This window comes from Mesorhizobium sp. B2-4-6, assembly GCF_006442775.1.
Classification (GTDB): Bacteria; Pseudomonadota; Alphaproteobacteria; order Rhizobiales; family Rhizobiaceae; genus Mesorhizobium.
This window is the reverse complement of sequence record NZ_VFVI01000009.1, coordinates 107,952-124,257: the sequence shown is the minus strand read 5'-3', so window position 1 is coordinate 124,257 and position 16,306 is coordinate 107,952. Positions and strand designations below refer to the sequence as shown.

Genomic DNA, 16,306 nt, shown 5'->3' with positions numbered 1-16,306 from the left:
CAATATTGTGATCATCGCAAGTGTGATCACTGATCAAAATTCAAGAGGGCGGATGCACGCCCCTAGCCGGAGGGATTGAAGACTTGGTTTCAATCGACGAGGTGGCTGTCGGCGCCCCCGTGCTCACGGCGAAGCACGTCGTGCGCCGTTTCGGCGGGCTGCTTGCGGTCAACGACGTGTCCTTCGATGTGCGTCGCGGGGAGATCCTCGGGCTGATCGGTCCCAATGGCGCCGGCAAGACCACCATGTTCGACCTGCTGGCCGGCAGCCTGCCGCCGAGCGGCGGCGACATCGTGTTGAACGGCATCAACGTTTCCGGCGAGTCCGCGCATCGCCGCCTCGGTCGCGGCCTTGGCCGCACCTTCCAGATACCTAGGCCGCTGGCCAATCTCAGCCTGATCGAGAACGTCATGCTGGCACGGCAAGGGCAGACGGGTGAAAGCCTGCTTGCCAATTTCCTGCGTCCGTTCCGCGTCGCGGCCGAGGAGAAGGCGGCCGAGGACAAGGCCATGGACCTGCTCAATCTGGTTTCCCTGTCGCGGCTGGCGCAGGAGCCCGCGCGGGTTCTTTCCGGCGGTCAGCGCAAGCTCCTCGAACTTGCGCGCGTGATGATGGCCGATCCCGCCATCATCCTGCTCGACGAACCGGCGGCCGGCGTCAACGCGACGCTGCTGGAGGTCATCATGGATCGCATTCGCGGCATCAACGATCGCGGCGTGACCTTTCTGCTCATCGAGCACAACATCGACATGGTGACCCGACTCTGCCACCGCGTGCTGGTCATGGCGAGCGGTCAGCTCATCTGCGAGGGAACCGCCGGCGAAGTCGCGCGCGACCCGCGCGTCATCGAAGCCTATCTCGGAGGCACGGCCGATCCTGGAGGCGCGGCATGAACGAACCCGTGCTGGAGGTGCGCGATCTCGTGGCCGGCTACGAACCCGGCGTGCCGATCGTTCGCGGCGCCTCGATCCGTGTCGACCGGGGCGAGATCGTCGTCGTCCTGGGCCCCAACGGGGCCGGCAAGTCAAGCTTCATCAAGGCTATCGCCGGCCTTGTGCCCGTCTCGGCGGGTCAGGTCCTGCTCGAGGGGCGCGACATCACCGCCGTTCCCGCCCACAAGATGGTCGGCATGGGCCTGGCCTTCGTGCCGCAGACCGAGAACATCTTTCCGCTGATGAGCGTCGAGGACAATCTCAAGACGGCGGGCGGCGCCCTGAGGTCCAGGGAAGCCGCCGAGCGCATCGCCCGCATGTACGACACCTTTCCAGACCTCAAGGCGTTTCGCCGCGTCAGCGCGGGCAACCTCTCGGGGGGCCAGCGCCAGATGCTCGCGGTCGCCCGCGCCCTCATCGTCGATCCGAAACTGCTGGTGCTGGACGAGCCGTCGGCGGGGCTGTCGCCGAAATTCGTCTCGATGGTGTTCTCGATGCTGAGCGACATTCGCAAGTCGGGCGTCACCATTCTGCTCGTGGAACAGAACGCCAAGGCCGCGCTCGCGATCGGCGACCGTGCCTATGTGCTGGTCGAAGGCAGGGACGCGCATGAGGGCGTCGCGTCCCAGCTCTGGGACAACCCGGTGGTGGCCGAACTCTATCTCGGCCAGCGTCCGCGCCAATCCAGGGGAGGCGACGCATGAGCCTGCAGTTCCTGGTGGATGGCCTGCTCACCGGCTCGATGATCGGGCTCGGGGCCATCGGCGTGACGCTGACCTATTCGATCCTGCGCTTCTCCAACTTCGCTCATGGCGACTTCATGGCCTGGGGCGCCTACGCAACGCTGGTCGTGGTCGGCGCCATCGGAGCGACGTTCGGCAAGGTGGCGCCCATCGGCGCGCTGTCCTTCGGCTGGCCGCTCGTCCTCGCCGCCGTCATCGGCTGCGCGCTGACGGGATTGATGGCACTGCTGCTCGACTTCCTGCTGTTCTCGCGCCTGCGGGAAAAGGGACAGGCCATCATCGTGGTGATGGCGAGCTTCGGCGCCTCGATGGCGCTGCGCAGCCTGCTGGAATTCATCTTCACGTCACGGCCGACCTACTTCTCGCGGGCGATCCAGATCGCCATGCCGGTCGGCCTCGGCATTCGCGTAACGCCGGACCAGATCGTGCTGCTGATCCTGACCGTGCTTCTGGTAAGCGCCACGCACCTGCTGATGACCCGCACCCAGATAGGCCGCTCGATGCAGGCGGTCAGCCAGAACCCGGCGCTGGCGCGCGTCGTCGGCATCGACGTCGCCAAGGTGGTCCGCGCCACATGGCTGCTCGGTGGCGCGCTGGCCTGCGTCGCCGGCGTCATGGTCGGCATATTGGTGCAGATCCGACCCCTGATGGGCTTCGACATGCTGCTGCCGATGTTTGCCGCCGCCATTCTCGGCGGCATAGGTAGCGTTCCCGGCGCCGTGCTGGGCGGCCTGATCATCGGGCTCGCCGAAGCGGCCGCTGTGCAGTTCATCGGCGCGGAATGGCGCGCGGCGGTTTCCTTCGTCATCCTCATGGCGGTGCTGTTCGTCCGGCCAATCGGTCTTTTCGGGAGACGGGAAAGATGATCGACCTGATCGGATACGGCGCTTTCTTCCTCACGACGGCCCTGATCTTCGGCCTCATCAGCCTCGGCCTCAACCTTCAATGGGGGCTCACCGGCCTGTTCAATGTCGGTGTCGCCGGCTTCGTGGCGATCGGCGCCTATGTGTCGGCCCTGCTCACTACGCCGCATGATCCGGCCCGTTTCGGCGGCTTCGAACTGCCGATCCTCGCCGGCTGGCTCGGCGCCATGGCGGTTGCCGGCGCCGCCGCCGCCATCACCGGCTTCGCCACGCTGAGGCTGAAGTCGGACTATCTCGCCATCACCACCTTCGGCGTGGCGGTGGTGGTGCAGCTCGTCGCGCTCAACGCGCAGTCGCTGACCGGCGGCGCCTTCGGCATCGGCTTCATCCCGCGCCCCTTCGCGGCGCTCGCCGAAACGCCGCTGCTGTTCAACCTCTCCAACATGGCGATCGTCACAGCGGTGGCGTTGGTCGCCTTTCTGGCGCTCCAGCATTTGTCGAAAAGCCCGTGGGGCAGGGTGCTGAAGGCGTTGCGCGAGGACGAACGCGCCGCGATCTCGCTCGGCAAGAGCGCCCGCTTCTACCGGGTCCAGGCATTCGCCGTCGGCGGCGCGCTGATGGGTCTGGCCGGCGCCGTGCAAGCGCATTTCGTCGGCTTCATCGCGCCCGACAATTACGCCCCGATGCTGACCTTCCAGGTCTGGGTTATGCTGATCGTCGGCGGTTCGGGCAGCAATGTCGGCGCCGTTGTCGGCTCGATCCTCGTCTGGGCGATCTGGGCCGGCTCGGGCGCGCTGACCGCCACGCTTTTCGCTCCCGAACAGCAGGCGCGCGCCGCCTCCCTCCAGATCGTTGCGATCGGCGTCATGCTGTGCCTGATCCTGCTGTTCCGGCCCAACGGCCTGTTCGGCAATATGACGCAGCGCCGCCGCTTCCGGCTCGGACAACGAAAGCCGTCATGAAAGACATCTCGCTTTGGCAAGCGGTCGCGCGCAACCAACGGCGCCGGCCCGCCCTGGACCGCGCGCTCGATGCCGATCTGGCGATCGTCGGCGGCGGCTTTTCCGGCCTGTCGACGGCATTGCACGCGACTGAGAAAGGGCTCTCCGTCGTCGTCCTCGAAGCGGCGGTCCTGGCCTGGGGGGCGACGGGCCGCAATGCCGGCTTCGTCGTGCCGAATTTCGCCAAGAGGGATCCGGACGACATCGTGGCGCTGCTCGGGGCCGAGCGCGGCGAACGTCTGGTCAGCCTTGCCTGCGGCAGCGGCGACCTCGTCTTCGATCTGGTCCGGCGGCACGCGATCGATTGCGCGGCCGACCAGAGCGGCTGGATCCAGCCGGCGCCCACGGCCCAGGCTTTCGCGAAAGTGCGGGCGCGGGCCCGGCAATGGGCGGCCAGGGGGCGCCCGGCGGTCGTTCTCGACCGGGATGAGGTAAAGGCCCTGACCGGCGCAGAAGGCTATGCCGGCGGCTGGATGGATCGCTCCGGCGGGGTGATCAATCCGGTCGAATACGCGCGCGGTCTGGCCGACGCCGCCGAGTCCCGGGGCGCTCGTATCTTCGAGAATACGCGCGTGGGAACGATCGCCCGCGAGGCGTCCGGCTATCGATTGACGACAGAGGGTGGATTGGTCCGCGCGAGCAAGGTCTTCGTGGCGACCAATGCCTATGGCGGGGGCCTTTTTCCGGCACTGTCACGCACTTATTTTCCGCTCCGCGTTTTCCAGTTGGCGACAAAACCGCTGCCGGCATCGGCTCGCCGGCGCTTGCTGCCCGGCAACCAATGCGTCTCGGATACAAGGCGCAACCTCTTCACCTTCCGCTTTGACGCCGCGAACCGGTTGATCAGCGGTGGAATGCATGTTTTCGGACCGGGCTCCGAACAGCGCGTGCCCCGCGCAATCCACCGGCGGCTTGCCGAGAAACTCGATCTGCCGGATATCCCGCCGATCGAATACGCCTGGTCCGGCATGGCCGCCGTAGCGCCCGATTTTCTGCCGCACCTTGTCGAACTTGGTCCCGGCATCATCGCGGGGTTCGCCTGCAACGGGCGCGGTATCGCGATGACGACAGCGATGGGCGGCGTGGTGGCCGGGTGGGCGGCGGGCGCCGACCCGAACAGCTTGCCCATTCCCTATGCCCGCCCCGGCGCCATACCCTTTCACGCCCTGCTCAGGCACGCGCCGAACGCACTGCTTCCGTGGAGCATGCTTCGCGACCATCTCGACGAAGGCAAGGCGTAGCCTCATATCTCGCTCAACGTGCGTGGTCCTACATGACACAGGAGCGAGGATCGGTTCCTGTTGCAAACACATTGTGCCGTCCGGACTTGTCGTCGCTATGCGGAATTCAAGCGGAGGCTCCGCAGATCGTGTGCAGCGTCGTTTCGAGATGAACCGCCGCTTGTGAGCTCTGCGACAACTCTAGTAACGAGGGAGGCGGCCATCAGCCAATCGATTCGCCTCCTCTGGCCCGCAGGTTTCTTCCTCGGGCACTTTCGTACGCCTGCCAGGGCCCGAAACTCTTCGCGACGCAGACCCGCAGTTCCTGGTGCCCGGAAAGCCAAGTGAACGTCCCGCTCCTTGGGCCAAGTTCTCTACGGCACCTCCGAGAACGGAAGACCCGCGCGGCTTGCTGCCATGCTGAGATGCTTGCGCATGTAATATCTGGCGCCATCCGGATCGCGCATGGCGATGGCCTGCAGGATATGATCGTGCTCCTGCACGGCCATCAGCAGATTGCCGCGCCGGCCCGCGATCAGACGCTGGCTCTCCAAAAGCACGCTGGCAAAGGTCTGGTGCATGTCTACAAGCAACTTGTTGCGCGAAATGCTCATAACGAGGTGATGGAAATCGAAATCGGCCTGCGCATAGGCCATGAGATCTTCCGCCGATGCGGCCTTGCGGAAAACGGCGATCGTTGCCCTCAGCGCCTCGATCTCGTCGGCGGTGTGGCTGATGGCGGCGAGCTCCGCCGCATAGCTCTCGACCACGTAACGGAACTGGTAGACCTCGGCCAAGGGATAGCGCGCGCCGAAGCGCCACGGCGGCGTGGCGGGCATGTCGGCCGGATCGGCGCACAGGAAGCCGCGGCCATTGTCCTTGGCCACGATCTCACCCAACGTGGCGAGGATGGACAAGGCCTCGCGCAACGTCGCTCGGCTGACGTTCAGCGTGCGTGCCAGATCGCGCTGCGGCGGCAGCGCGTCGCCGGGCTGCGGCTTACCGTCGCCGATCATCGACCGCAACGCGGCGATGGTGGCCTGCGCTACGTTGCCGCCATGATCAGCGCGTTTGTCCGGTTGTCCCGACGAACTATTTTAAATTGGTTTATGTCGAACTCTGGCGTAAAATCGGCGGCGTTCGGATAGGCCTGAATCATTCCCACTCGAATATTCTTTTCGCCCTAAGCATCTGACATATCTGCGAAAAATAATTTCAGCGGCTGAGTATACCGTGAAAGGTACCGTCAAAAACCTAGCCTTTTGATTTTTCTGGGTTCTCAGGAACGAACCTAGCTAGAAAAATTCTGTGAACTATCGGCATCTATCGGCCGCGTCGCAGTAAGGCATAGGCCACAAACGTCGAATCTGACGCGGCGATAAAGTACCGTCAAAACCGGCAAAATCAATGCTTACACCTCGATCCTGGTTCGCTAGATAACGGGCGAGATCGAGCACATTGCATGGACGACAGAGGTTGAGAGGGTGAAGACAGTTTCTCGGGAAGAGCTTTACGAGCAGGTTTGGTCCAAACCCATGACCAAAGTTGCCGCAGATTATGGCGTTACGGGTACCGCGTTGAAGAAGACGTGTGATCGCCACCACATTCCAACACCAGAACGTGGGTACTGGGCGAAACTAGAATTCGGCAAGCGGGTCAACAAGGAAGCACTACCGCCACTGAGCGAACCAAACTTGGCTACGGTGAGGATATCAGGAAGTTCCGAGCAGCATCTGTCTCCGTCGGTCCGCGAAGCAAAGGAAAAAGCTAGAGACAGGTTCCACAAGCACGCCGTAGCTAAGCCGCTTCTGGTTCCTGCGTCGGAACCGACGCTGGGCATCGTTGAGCCACCGTATCTCGCCGCCACAAGGCGCACGATTTCGAAAGCGCGTCCTGATGACCAGGGTTTCGCGTCGGTCCGCTCGAAAGGCGTTGTCCCGCTCAAAATTGCTCCTGCTTCCATTGAACGGGGAATTCGGATTCTAAGCCAGTTGTTCACTCTTGCGGAAGCCCACGGCCATTTGCCCAAGGCGACTGAAGACGGGTTGGTGCTCATTGTCGAGAATGAGTCAATTGCGTTCGGCCTGGAGGAACAGCCAGAGAAAACCTTGCATCAACCAACATCCGCGGAGTTGAAGCGGCGGGATGAAAGGGCACGCTGGGGCTACACCACCGATCCATGGCCCAAGTATGACCAATTTCCATCCGGCCGGCTCGCAATCGTCATTCACGCCAACCCATATTCAGGTCTTCGCCGCACTTACTCCGACGGAAAGACCCAAACCTTGGAAAGCATGCTGCCCGACATATTGGCAGGCTTCGCCGGGCACGCCGCATTCATTAGTGAGCGCAGGAGAGAATCCGACGAGCGGGAGCAACGCCAGCGAGAGGCCGAGGCTCGACGCCAGTGTGAAGAGGCATTTGATAGCCGCGAGAAGCGCCGCATGGAGTTTGTGGATGCGGTCCATGAGCAACTGACCCAGCGGGACAAGTTGACCGCAGTGCTGTGTCATCTCGAAAATGCGACGACCGAGGATGCTGCGAGAGTGAGCGCAATGACAACTTGGGTCCGGCAGCGTCTGAAACAGATCGACGCTCTGATCAGTCCCCATTTCCTCGACATTTCGGTGAGATCGTCGAAAGTCGATTTCGCCGAGCCAGATCCTGAACAGGAAACAGTGAGGGGTAGCTATTACTATTCTCCCCCCATAACCCTCCAACTCTGGTCTATCGACGATGCAAAGGGGCTGGCCACCTCGTACTCGCCGCTGGAGTGGAAAGACGCCTTGGCCTTGCCGATTGAGGGAGCTGAAGGGGGATAGGCCTCTCCGACTGGCTGATACGAAACCGCGGTTTTCAGCCATCAGAATGGGAGGATTTGCATCAAGGTAAAAGGCTGCGGGTTTGCCAGATGCCAGATTTACTAACCGTTACGACGCTAAACGGGATATTTTCAAACTGGTCAACGGTTTGAAGATGAGCTAAGAAGTTCACCATGAGTGAGCAAAGCGAAGGAAAGCTAAAACAGCTTGAGCGCCTCCTCCCAGAGGGCTTGCTCGTCGATTCCGCGTGGCTCTCCGCGCGCGACTATTACACCTCCCTGCGTACCAAATATGTCGCCTCAGGCTGGCTCGAACAGCCAGCACGCCGGGTCTATAGACGCCCCCGCGGGCAGTTGAGCTGGCAGCAGGTCATTATCTCACTCCAGACGCTCCTCGGCCATCGCCTTGTCGTTGGTGGCCGGACAGCTCTCGAACTGCAGGGCTATGCCCATTACCTCTCGCACGGCGGTTCTGAAGTTCATCTTCACGGTCCAACGAAGCCGCCCAATTGGCTTACCGCGCTGCCACTCAAGGAGAAATTCGTCTACCGCAACAGCACACCGCTATTTGGGGGTGATCTGGACGAGGTTGACTTCCCTCCCCTCGTTCCGGGTGCCGGCAAGCAAGGCGACCGACCTCTCCAGGAGGCAGGGTTGCGCTCGCTTGCGTGGGGACAATGGGATTGGCCGCTGACGGTTTCAGCACCGGAACGTGCCATCCTCGAGATTCTCGACGAACTGCCCGACCATGAAAGCTTCCATCAGGTCGACGTGTTGATGGAGGGACTGAGCGATCTCGCTCCGCGGCGGTTGCAGAAGTTGCTTGTCCGCTGTCGAAGCGTGAAGGTGAAGCGCCTCTTCTTCTTCTTCGCCGATCGGCATCACCACGCATGGCTCAAACATATCGAGCGCGCAGCAATCGACCTTGGCTCGGGCAAGCGCATGCTGGTCAAGGAGGGCCGCTACGATCCCGGCTATCAGATCACCGTGCCGAAAGAACTGGATGAGGCACCCTGATGGCTTTTTCTGACGCCTACCGCAACCAGGTCGCGCTCCTGATCCGCGCGCTGCCTTCCGTCGCAGCGGAAGAGTGTTTTGCGATGAAGGGCGGCACGGCCATCAATCTCTTCATCCGTGACCTGCCACGGCTTTCGGTCGATATCGACCTCACCTATCTGCCCGTTCAGGATCGTGCGACCTCCTTGGCCGACATCGATGCGGCGATGCTGCGCATCGCAGAGCGCATCCCTCAAGCGGTTCGTGGCACCCGGGTCGCGCCATCGCGCTCGCGCGAAAACGTCATCACCAAGCTCGTGGTTCGCAGCGATAGTGCGCAGATCAAAATCGAGGTCACGCCGGTCCTGCGTGGCTGCGTATTCGAACCCGAATTTCGTCCGGTTTCCTCCAGCGTCGAAGACGAGTTCGGGTTTGCGGAAATGCGGATTGTCTCCTTTCCGGATCTCTACGCCGGGAAGATCGTCGCCGCATTCGACCGGCAGCATCCACGTGACCTCTTCGATGCGCGCGACCTCCTGGCAAACGAAAGCATCGACGACGCGCTGCGGCGGACCTTTCTCGTCTACCTCATCAGCCATGACCGGCCCATGGCCGAGGTGCTGGCGGCGCGCCGCAAAGACATCAAAGCTGAGTTCGAGCGCGGCTTCGTCGGCATGACGCAGCAGCCGGTCGCACTCGACGACCTTCTGGCGGCCCGTGAAGCGCTCATCAGCGAAGTCGTCGGCTCAATGCCTGATCCTCATCGCCAATTCTTGTTGGCGTTCGAACGAGGCGAACCCGATTGGTCAACAATCGGCTTGGAAACGGCCGCCGATCTGCCGGCCGTGCGATGGCGGCAGCAGAATCTCGATAGCCTGAGTGCTGAGAAGCGGGGAACGCTGGTGAAGCAGCTTGAAGAGGTCTTGGCGAGATAGGCGAAGCGATGGCGGAGATGGGGGGTGTCTGGACCGGGGAGCAGAACGACGCGATCGTTGCGGACTACTTCGCAATGCTCGCCGACGACATCGACGGCCGCGCATACAGCAAGGCCCAGCACAACCGGCTGCTGCAGGCGGTAATTGGGCGGCCTCGGGGTTCCATAGAATATAAGCACCAGAACATCAGCGCGGTGCTAAAGGGCCTCGGGGAAGATTGGATCCCTGGCTATAAGCCGGCCTTCAATTTCCAAGCGTCGCTCGTCGACGCGGTGGTTCGCTGGCTGAATCGTCATCCGGATTGGCTCGTATCCACCGCACGGATGGCCATGAATCCGTCACCGTCAGCGCTTCAGGAAAAGGCGATGCTATGGATCGGCCCGCCCCCGACGCACAGCAATGCGCCGCCGCCCAACGAACTCGAGCAGATGACAGCTATCGCCCGGAAGTACGATGTGGCCGAGCGTGATGCCCGCAATCGCGCACTAGGTCGCGCAGGCGAGGAGCGGATTCTCGCCCACGAGCGCGCCAACCTGCTTGCCGCCGGCCGAAGCGATCTCGCAGGCCGCATCCGCTGGGTGTCGCAGATTGATGGCGATGGTGCCGGCTACGACATCCTTAGCTTCGATCCCGATGGCCGCGATCGGCTGATCGAGGTGAAGACGACCAAAGGCTGGGAACGAACGCCGTTTCACATTACGCGTAACGAACTGACCGTTGCTGAGGAACGCCGCGCGGATTGGCGGCTAGTGAGGTTGTGGAATTTCGCGCGGGAGCCACGGGCATTCGAGCTACGGCCGCCGTTAGAGGCGCATGTGTCACTGATGGCAAACAGCTATCAGGCCGATTTCCTATAAGACGCCGACAGCGAACTGACAGCTTTCATTCTCTGATCAGGCAAATATGACGCTCGGAGCGTAAATCTGAAGCCCATCCAGGAACGTGTCACTGATGGCTTACGGTCCGTCATTCATCATGACGTTGACGAGAGACGGAATGTGCATGAGGGCGACGGACTAGATCGAGGACAGCCGCTTTTCCTATCACCCGTCCTGCCTCCGACGCGAACATTTTGGGGCGGCCTGTAGGATCCCGTTGACAGGCCCGCTCAGCGGCATGAGAGGCATCGTGCCTGCTCAGTGGTTCTTCTCTTGTTCTCCCGCGCATGATAGCAAGATGCCACCCCGCGTCTCAAATGGAATAAGATGATCGAAAGCGACTCCGAATATCAGTTCATAGAGCTGAACCGCACGTTTCATGAGCTGTCCAAGTACGCCAACGAGGACGATGAGCTCGACTTAAATCATGCGTTTCGTGTCGGTGATCGGCTTTCTTGGTCGGACCTAATTGAGTGGTACCGTGTCATTATTCTATCGGAAGCGGGTTCAGGAAAAACTGCTGAAATTCGCAATATTGCTCTAAATCTACGTGCCCAAGGCAAGTCAGCGTTTTTCATCCGCCTCGAACATATACCCAACGATTTCGAGGACGGATTCGAGGTCGGGACATTTGAAGAGTTTCAGTCGTGGCTCGCATCCAATGACGAAGGGTGGCTCCTGCTGGACTCCGTTGACGAGGCGCGCCTACGCAATCCAGGAGATTTTGCGCTCGCAATCAGGAAACTTGGAAGGCGGATCGCAACGGCGAAGGATCGCTCGCACATTGTTATCACCGGACGCACCAATGCGTGGCGTCCCAAAACCGATCTCGCGCTTTGCGTCACTTATCTGCCTTTCACGCCTGTCACAACGACAGCGAACGAGGACGAGGCCTCCGACATCGACGACACGGTCGAGGACGCAGTTGAGACTTCAGATAGACCGGCAGAAAAGTCCCAACCCGTCTTTAAGATCGTCACGTTGGATGACCTGTCTCGTGCCCAAATCGAGGCGTTTGCTAGAGCCCGCGGCATCGATGACACCAAAGCCTTCGTTGAGGCCATCGAGCGCGCCGACGCATGGTCTTTCACCTCAAGGCCGCAGGATTTGATGGAGCTGACGGAATTCTGGCTTGATCAGGGCCGCATCGGAGGCCGCCTGGAAATCATGCGCAACAGCATATCGCGGCGTCTCCAGGAGAGAGATCAGGAGCGCATCGATGTATATCCGCTTGCTCCCCAGAAGGCTTTGCAAGGAGCAAGGCTGATAGCCGCAGCGACCACCTTGGCGCAAGACTCGACTATTCGAGTTCCGGATGGGGCGGAAAATTCGAAAGGCATCGCTCTCCACGACGTGCTTCCCGATTGGGACGATAGAGAACGCTCAACGCTGCTGTCCCGCCCGATATTCGACGAAGCAATCTATGGAACTGTGCGCTTCCATCATCGCTCCGTCCGTGAATATCTCGCGGCCGAATGGTTTGCTGATCTGTTGGGCCGAGAAACCTCAAGACGAAAGATCGAAGCCCTCTTCTTCACCAATCAGTATGGGCTGGACATCATCGTCCCCACGCTCCGTCCGATCTTGCCCTGGCTGGCTATTCTCGATCCCAAGATTCGAGAGAGATTGCGAAAAGTTGCCCCTGATGTGGTTTTTGAAGGGGGCGATCCGAGCCAGTTACCATTGGAGACCCGAAGGCTCATTCTCCATGAAGTCTGCGAACAACTGGCGAGCGGAACATCAGGCCGCTCGATGACCGACTATGCGGCTGTACAACGCTTCTCCAATCCCGATCTGACGGACGATGTGCGCAGCCTTCTGGCCAAGTATGCGACCAATGACGAACTGGAGGCTTTTCTGCTCCGAATGGTCTGGCTGGGCCAGCTCTCCGGTGTATTGCCCGAGGCAAAGCAGATCGCGCTTTCACCTTCCGCTTCACAGTACACACGCATTACCGGGTTTAGAGCAGTTCGGGCAGTTGGGTCCGAGCAGGATCAAGAAGAAATCCGCAACAGTTTTCTCGCAGAAGCGGCAGAACTGGATCGCGACTGGCTTGCCGAATTGACGAAAGAAACTGCTCCGACACAGGACACGATCAAGTGGCTGCTTGAGTGTTTGGGCAAAACGAAAGAGAACGAGCGGTACAGCGTCGATCGCCTTTCTGACGCTGTGAGCACCTTCGTTCAGGCCGCCGGCCTCGATCAACTGCCCGAGTTGCTTATCGGCTTTAATCAATTGCTCAACACACCCCCAGTGATCGAGAGACGTTTTTGCGAGATATCGCAGAAATTTACTTGGTTGATGACGCCCGCATCCCAGGCGGTCGAGCGTCTCATCGAAGCCCGTCATGCAGCGTCTCTGCAACCCGCCGTGCTGGCCATCCTCGATAAGTTCGGAATGGGACGTCACTATCTCGACAGCGAACTCAACGATGCGAGAACGAAGTTCTCAACCCTTTTGCCAGAGTGGCCGGAACTGAATAGAGCCCTGTTTTGGTATGAAATTAACCTCGCGAGAGAACGGCGAGACGAAAAACGTACCGAACGGCTTACCGATTTCTGGCCAGTTTTTGTCATGGAGCCATTCTGGCGCTTTGGCGCGGAGGATTTCGACTATGTCTCCGAGCAAATTGCAACTCAGCCCTTCCAAGACGACAAGCTTGTCGCGCTATCGTTGGCTTTTAGACTCTACATCACGACCGACCGACCGCGTTTGTGGCGTGAAAAGCTCAAGCGACTTGTGTCCGGCAACACGGAGTTGTCGGATGAGTTGGACAAGTTCCTCAATCCGCCAGCACAAGGAAAAGACGCCCGCGCCTGGAAACGTCAGGAAGCGCAGTGGAAAAGACGCTCCGAAGAAAGAAAGCGAAAAGAGGAAAAGAATCTCGCAGACTCAAAAAAGTATTTGGGCGAAAATCTCGACAAATTGCGCGACCCGAGTCTGACCAAACCTGGCTATGTCTTCAACGGCTTAACCTACCTTCACGACCGCATGCGCCGTGATAGCGATCGCTCTGGTCGGTGGACCCATGGCAATTGGAGAAACTTGGAAGCCGAGTTCGGCAAGGATATCGCGCAGGCGTTCCGTGATGGAATTGTTGCTTATTGGCGGCGTGAGAGACCGACTATTCGTTCGGAAGGCGCACCAGAAAACTCGACGCCAATTTCGGTAATTCTGGGCTTGGCCGGACTCGAAATCGAAGCGCAGGAGACACCAAATTGGGCGCAAAGCCTCAGCGAAGCAGACATCGAGCTTGCCTGCCGATATGCCTCGTTCGAATTGAACGGTTTCCCAACTTGGTTTCCCAAGCTCTTCGAGGTGCATACGAGCATCGTCACAGATTTCCTTCTTCAGGAGATTCGCTTCGAGCTTTCGAAAGCGACACCTGAGAAGGAGGATCATTACGTCCTCAGTGACGTTAGCTGGTCAGGTGAATGGAGCTGGGCCACCCTCGGCCCGCACATCGCAAATCTGCTGAAGGAATCCGAACCTGCGAACGCAGCCACGTTGGACAAGCTTCTCAAGATTTTGCAGGGGTCGGCACTGTCCGACGAGGAAATAGCCGTGTTTGCGTCGCAAAAAGTCCGGTCGGTACACCCCCCGCAGCATGTGGCTCACTGGTACGCCGTATGGGTGGGCGTCGATCCAGAAGCCGCAATTCCCGACCTTGCAGCCTATTTTGAAGATTTGCCGCAGGGCGAGGCGCGAACGGAATTCGCGATGAACTTTGTAACAAACCTATGGGGCGGCCGCAGAAGCGCAGCCAGCACCAGGGCCAGATATCAAACACCCCGGCATTTGAAGACTCTCTACCTGCTGATGCATGGTCATATCCGGCGAAGCGAGGACATCGATCGCGCCGGCAAGGGGGTCTATTCGCCAGGTTTGCGCGACAAGGCGCAGGACTCAAGGAACGGGCTATTTGATCTGCTGAACAAGATTCCCGGCAAGGAAGCCTTCTTGGCCCTGCAAGAAATATCGCGATCCCACCCGGAGGCGGAATCCCGTCCATGGTTCGCCCACTTGGCAAAGGTGAAGGCCGAGCAGGACTCGGATATCGCGCCGTGGATGCCTGCACAGGTCCGCGACTTCCATGACAAGCTGGAACGAACGCCGGCCAATCATCGAGAGCTAGCGGAGCTTGCGGTGATGCGGTTCCTCGATTTGAAAGATGATCTTGAGAACGGGGACAGTAGCATAGCGACAATACTCAAAGCAGGCGCGACGCTTGAAACCGATATGCGGAAATATATCGGACGTGAGCTTCGTGAAAAGGCGTCCGCTCGCTATTCCGTCCCGCAAGAGGAGGAGTTTGCAGATGCCAAGAAGCCGGACATCAGGTTCCACGGGATGGGATTTGATGCACCCGTACCGACCGAGTTGAAGCTGGCCGACAAGTGGACTGGCCCCGAACTGTTCGAGCGGTTGGAGAACCAGCTCTGTGGCGACTATTTGCGCGACAACAGGTCGGCACGCGGCGTTTTCGTTCTGGTACGCACGGGCGAAAAGGCTGGCTGGGATGTTCCGGGTGGAGCTAACCGGGTTGATTTTGAAGGTCTGATTGCAGCGCTTCAGAATCGTTGGGAAGAAATTGCACCGGAATTTCCGGGCGTAGATGAGATCACGGTCATCGGCATAGACCTCCTAAAAAGAGCTGCGTAGATATGTGGGAAAGACGAAGCCCTATCCTCCTTCAGGCGTTCTGTGACGACTCAGCCAGTGACAAGGGAGACAAGCGGCTGTTCATGGCCGGCTATCTCAACCGAGCCGATAGATGGCAGCTCTTTTCCGAGGCATGGCGCGAGGAGCTACAGGCACTGCCCTCGATCGCGTACTTGCGAATGGTGGAAGCGAACAACCTGCGCGGTGAGTTCAAAGGATGGACGAAGGAGGCCCGCGATCAGAAGCTGAAAGGTCTGGCGCGCGTTATCAACCATTTCGAGCCCCTATCCTTCCAGTTCACGATCAATCGCGGCGAGCATTTTCGCGTTCTTACCCCGTCTCGCCTCGCGGTCTGGGAAGCCCGCACTTCACCTGCTGCTTTAGCGTGATATCCGGCGTCGCGCGCTACGTCGCAGAGACCAAAGCCAAAACTCGAATCGAATACATCTTTGACGAACAAGACGGCGTGAGCTCGGACATGCCCCTCTTGTTCCACCAGATGAAGCGCAATATCCCGCGCAGAGCCCGAAATCTTATCAGCGGCGTCCCTGCCTTTGAGAATGACAAACTGCTGCCGCCGCTCCAAGCAGCGGACATGCTGGCGTGGCATTTACGCCGGGAGCATGAGAACCGAGCGTCCCCTGACGATGTTCTCCCGATGGCTGACGTGCTGAGGAATCCGAAAGGACATTTGGAATCCCATGTCGATGATGCCCACCTCTACAAATGGGCCGAGCATCATGAACAGCAGGAAGGGGTCCAATTCTTAAAGAGCAAAGGGCAATGGCAGGAATTCAGACGAGACCTAGTGCGTTTCGCCGAGGCGGGAGCAATCCCGCCGAAAGGCAGCCGGCTCTCACATCTCCTTTTTAGATTGCGCATTCACTTCTTGGCCGCGCTGGCCCGGCGGAGCTTAAAAAAGCGTGACCGCCATCGCTCCTGAGCCCGGATGGTTGCGAGGAAATGCCACCGAAACCACGATGTTGCCGCCGTTTGCACACCGCCGGCCCACTCCATTATATCCTAGACACTCAAAGTATTGATTTCAAATGGGAATAATTTTTCATATTTTTTGAGACCGTCAAAAAGACCGTCAAAAACTTAAGCTTTTGAAAAACAAGGATTTATGCTTTAGAAATCCTTAAATGCACGTTTTCAGGTCAATTATATCCTATGCTCTCGAAGAGTAAATCCGAAAGCACCGAAAATGCACTTCGCGATGCCCTATCGACAGGCCGGCACCTTCCAACTTCCT

Annotated in this window: 13 protein-coding genes; 12 read left to right on the top strand and 1 reads right to left on the bottom strand. The window is 59.7% G+C overall.

What is annotated here, in order from left to right; all coding sequences use genetic code 11:
* Positions 1-83 precede the first annotated feature (83 nt).
* From FJ957_RS21900 to FJ957_RS21880, 5 genes are read left to right on the top strand one after another with little or no spacing between them, the layout of a single operon-like run.
* A complete protein-coding gene (locus FJ957_RS21900) occupies positions 84-893 on the top strand; it encodes an ABC transporter ATP-binding protein (protein WP_140834924.1) in 810 nt (269 codons plus the stop codon).
* The gene (locus FJ957_RS21895; protein WP_140834923.1) at positions 890-1,636 is read left to right on the top strand and encodes an ABC transporter ATP-binding protein; all 747 of its coding nucleotides are present in this window, start codon (positions 890-892) and stop codon (positions 1,634-1,636) included. The genes FJ957_RS21900 and FJ957_RS21895 overlap by 4 nt, the downstream gene beginning before the upstream one ends.
* Positions 1,633-2,541 (top strand): branched-chain amino acid ABC transporter permease, encoded by a 909-nt coding sequence (locus tag FJ957_RS21890; protein WP_140834922.1) that lies wholly within the window; start codon positions 1,633-1,635, stop codon positions 2,539-2,541. Before FJ957_RS21895 ends, FJ957_RS21890 begins: the two co-directional genes overlap by 4 nt.
* Positions 2,538-3,500 carry a branched-chain amino acid ABC transporter permease gene (locus tag FJ957_RS21885; protein WP_181180663.1) on the top strand — a complete coding sequence of 321 codons (963 nt, stop codon included), beginning with the start codon at positions 2,538-2,540 and terminating at the stop codon, positions 3,498-3,500. Before FJ957_RS21890 ends, FJ957_RS21885 begins: the two co-directional genes overlap by 4 nt.
* Positions 3,497-4,780, top strand: coding sequence for an FAD-dependent oxidoreductase (locus tag FJ957_RS21880; protein WP_140834921.1), 1,284 nt, complete (start codon positions 3,497-3,499; stop codon positions 4,778-4,780). Before FJ957_RS21885 ends, FJ957_RS21880 begins: the two co-directional genes overlap by 4 nt.
* Positions 4,781-5,133: 353 nt before the next feature.
* Here the strand turns inward: FJ957_RS21880 and FJ957_RS21875 are convergent, their stop codons facing one another.
* Positions 5,134-5,793, bottom strand: coding sequence for an FCD domain-containing protein (locus FJ957_RS21875; protein ID WP_281407692.1), 660 nt, complete (start codon positions 5,791-5,793; stop codon positions 5,134-5,136).
* 501 nt (positions 5,794-6,294) lie between these two features.
* On the opposite strand from FJ957_RS21875, the gene FJ957_RS21870 reads away from it, so the two are divergent.
* From FJ957_RS21870 to FJ957_RS21845, 7 genes are all read left to right on the top strand, one after another.
* Positions 6,295-7,581 (top strand): hypothetical protein, encoded by a 1,287-nt coding sequence (locus FJ957_RS21870; protein WP_140834919.1) that lies wholly within the window; start codon positions 6,295-6,297, stop codon positions 7,579-7,581.
* Positions 7,582-7,754: 173 nt separating this feature from the next.
* Entirely contained in the window at positions 7,755-8,597 is an 843-nt protein-coding gene (locus FJ957_RS21865) for a type IV toxin-antitoxin system AbiEi family antitoxin domain-containing protein (protein WP_140834918.1), read from the top strand.
* Positions 8,597-9,511: a nucleotidyl transferase AbiEii/AbiGii toxin family protein gene (locus tag FJ957_RS21860; protein ID WP_140834917.1), complete on the top strand. Its 915-nt coding sequence runs from the start codon at positions 8,597-8,599 to the stop codon at positions 9,509-9,511. The genes FJ957_RS21865 and FJ957_RS21860 overlap by 1 nt, the downstream gene beginning before the upstream one ends.
* A gap of 8 nt (positions 9,512-9,519) precedes the next feature.
* Complete coding sequence (locus FJ957_RS21855; protein WP_140834916.1) at positions 9,520-10,368, top strand: DUF3883 domain-containing protein; 849 nt, start codon at positions 9,520-9,522, stop codon at positions 10,366-10,368.
* A gap of 348 nt (positions 10,369-10,716) precedes the next feature.
* A complete protein-coding gene (locus tag FJ957_RS21850; RefSeq protein WP_140834915.1) occupies positions 10,717-15,051 on the top strand; it encodes a hypothetical protein in 4,335 nt (1,444 codons plus the stop codon).
* Positions 15,052-15,134: 83 nt separating this feature from the next.
* A complete protein-coding gene (locus FJ957_RS31885; RefSeq protein ID WP_181180662.1) occupies positions 15,135-15,440 on the top strand; it encodes a hypothetical protein in 306 nt (101 codons plus the stop codon).
* On the top strand, positions 15,437-15,994 hold the full coding sequence (locus FJ957_RS21845; protein WP_181180661.1) for a hypothetical protein: 558 nt from the start codon (positions 15,437-15,439) through the stop codon (positions 15,992-15,994). Before FJ957_RS31885 ends, FJ957_RS21845 begins: the two co-directional genes overlap by 4 nt.
* The last annotated feature ends 312 nt before the right edge of the window (positions 15,995-16,306 follow it).

Coding starts and splice junctions, on each gene's coding strand:
- FJ957_RS21890 (WP_140834922.1), top strand. CDS start 1,633: ATGAGCCTGCAGTTCCTGGTGGATGGCCTGCTCACCGGCTCGATGATC.
- FJ957_RS21885 (WP_181180663.1), top strand. CDS start 2,538: ATGATCGACCTGATCGGATACGGCGCTTTCTTCCTCACGACGGCCCTG.
- FJ957_RS21855 (WP_140834916.1), top strand. CDS start 9,520: ATGGCGGAGATGGGGGGTGTCTGGACCGGGGAGCAGAACGACGCGATC.
- FJ957_RS21870 (WP_140834919.1), top strand. CDS start 6,295: ATGACCAAAGTTGCCGCAGATTATGGCGTTACGGGTACCGCGTTGAAG.
- FJ957_RS21865 (WP_140834918.1), top strand. CDS start 7,755: ATGAGTGAGCAAAGCGAAGGAAAGCTAAAACAGCTTGAGCGCCTCCTC.
- FJ957_RS21850 (WP_140834915.1), top strand. CDS start 10,717: ATGATCGAAAGCGACTCCGAATATCAGTTCATAGAGCTGAACCGCACG.
- FJ957_RS21860 (WP_140834917.1), top strand. CDS start 8,597: ATGGCTTTTTCTGACGCCTACCGCAACCAGGTCGCGCTCCTGATCCGC.
- FJ957_RS21895 (WP_140834923.1), top strand. CDS start 890: ATGAACGAACCCGTGCTGGAGGTGCGCGATCTCGTGGCCGGCTACGAA.
- FJ957_RS21880 (WP_140834921.1), top strand. CDS start 3,497: ATGAAAGACATCTCGCTTTGGCAAGCGGTCGCGCGCAACCAACGGCGC.
- FJ957_RS31885 (WP_181180662.1), top strand. CDS start 15,135: ATGGCCGGCTATCTCAACCGAGCCGATAGATGGCAGCTCTTTTCCGAG.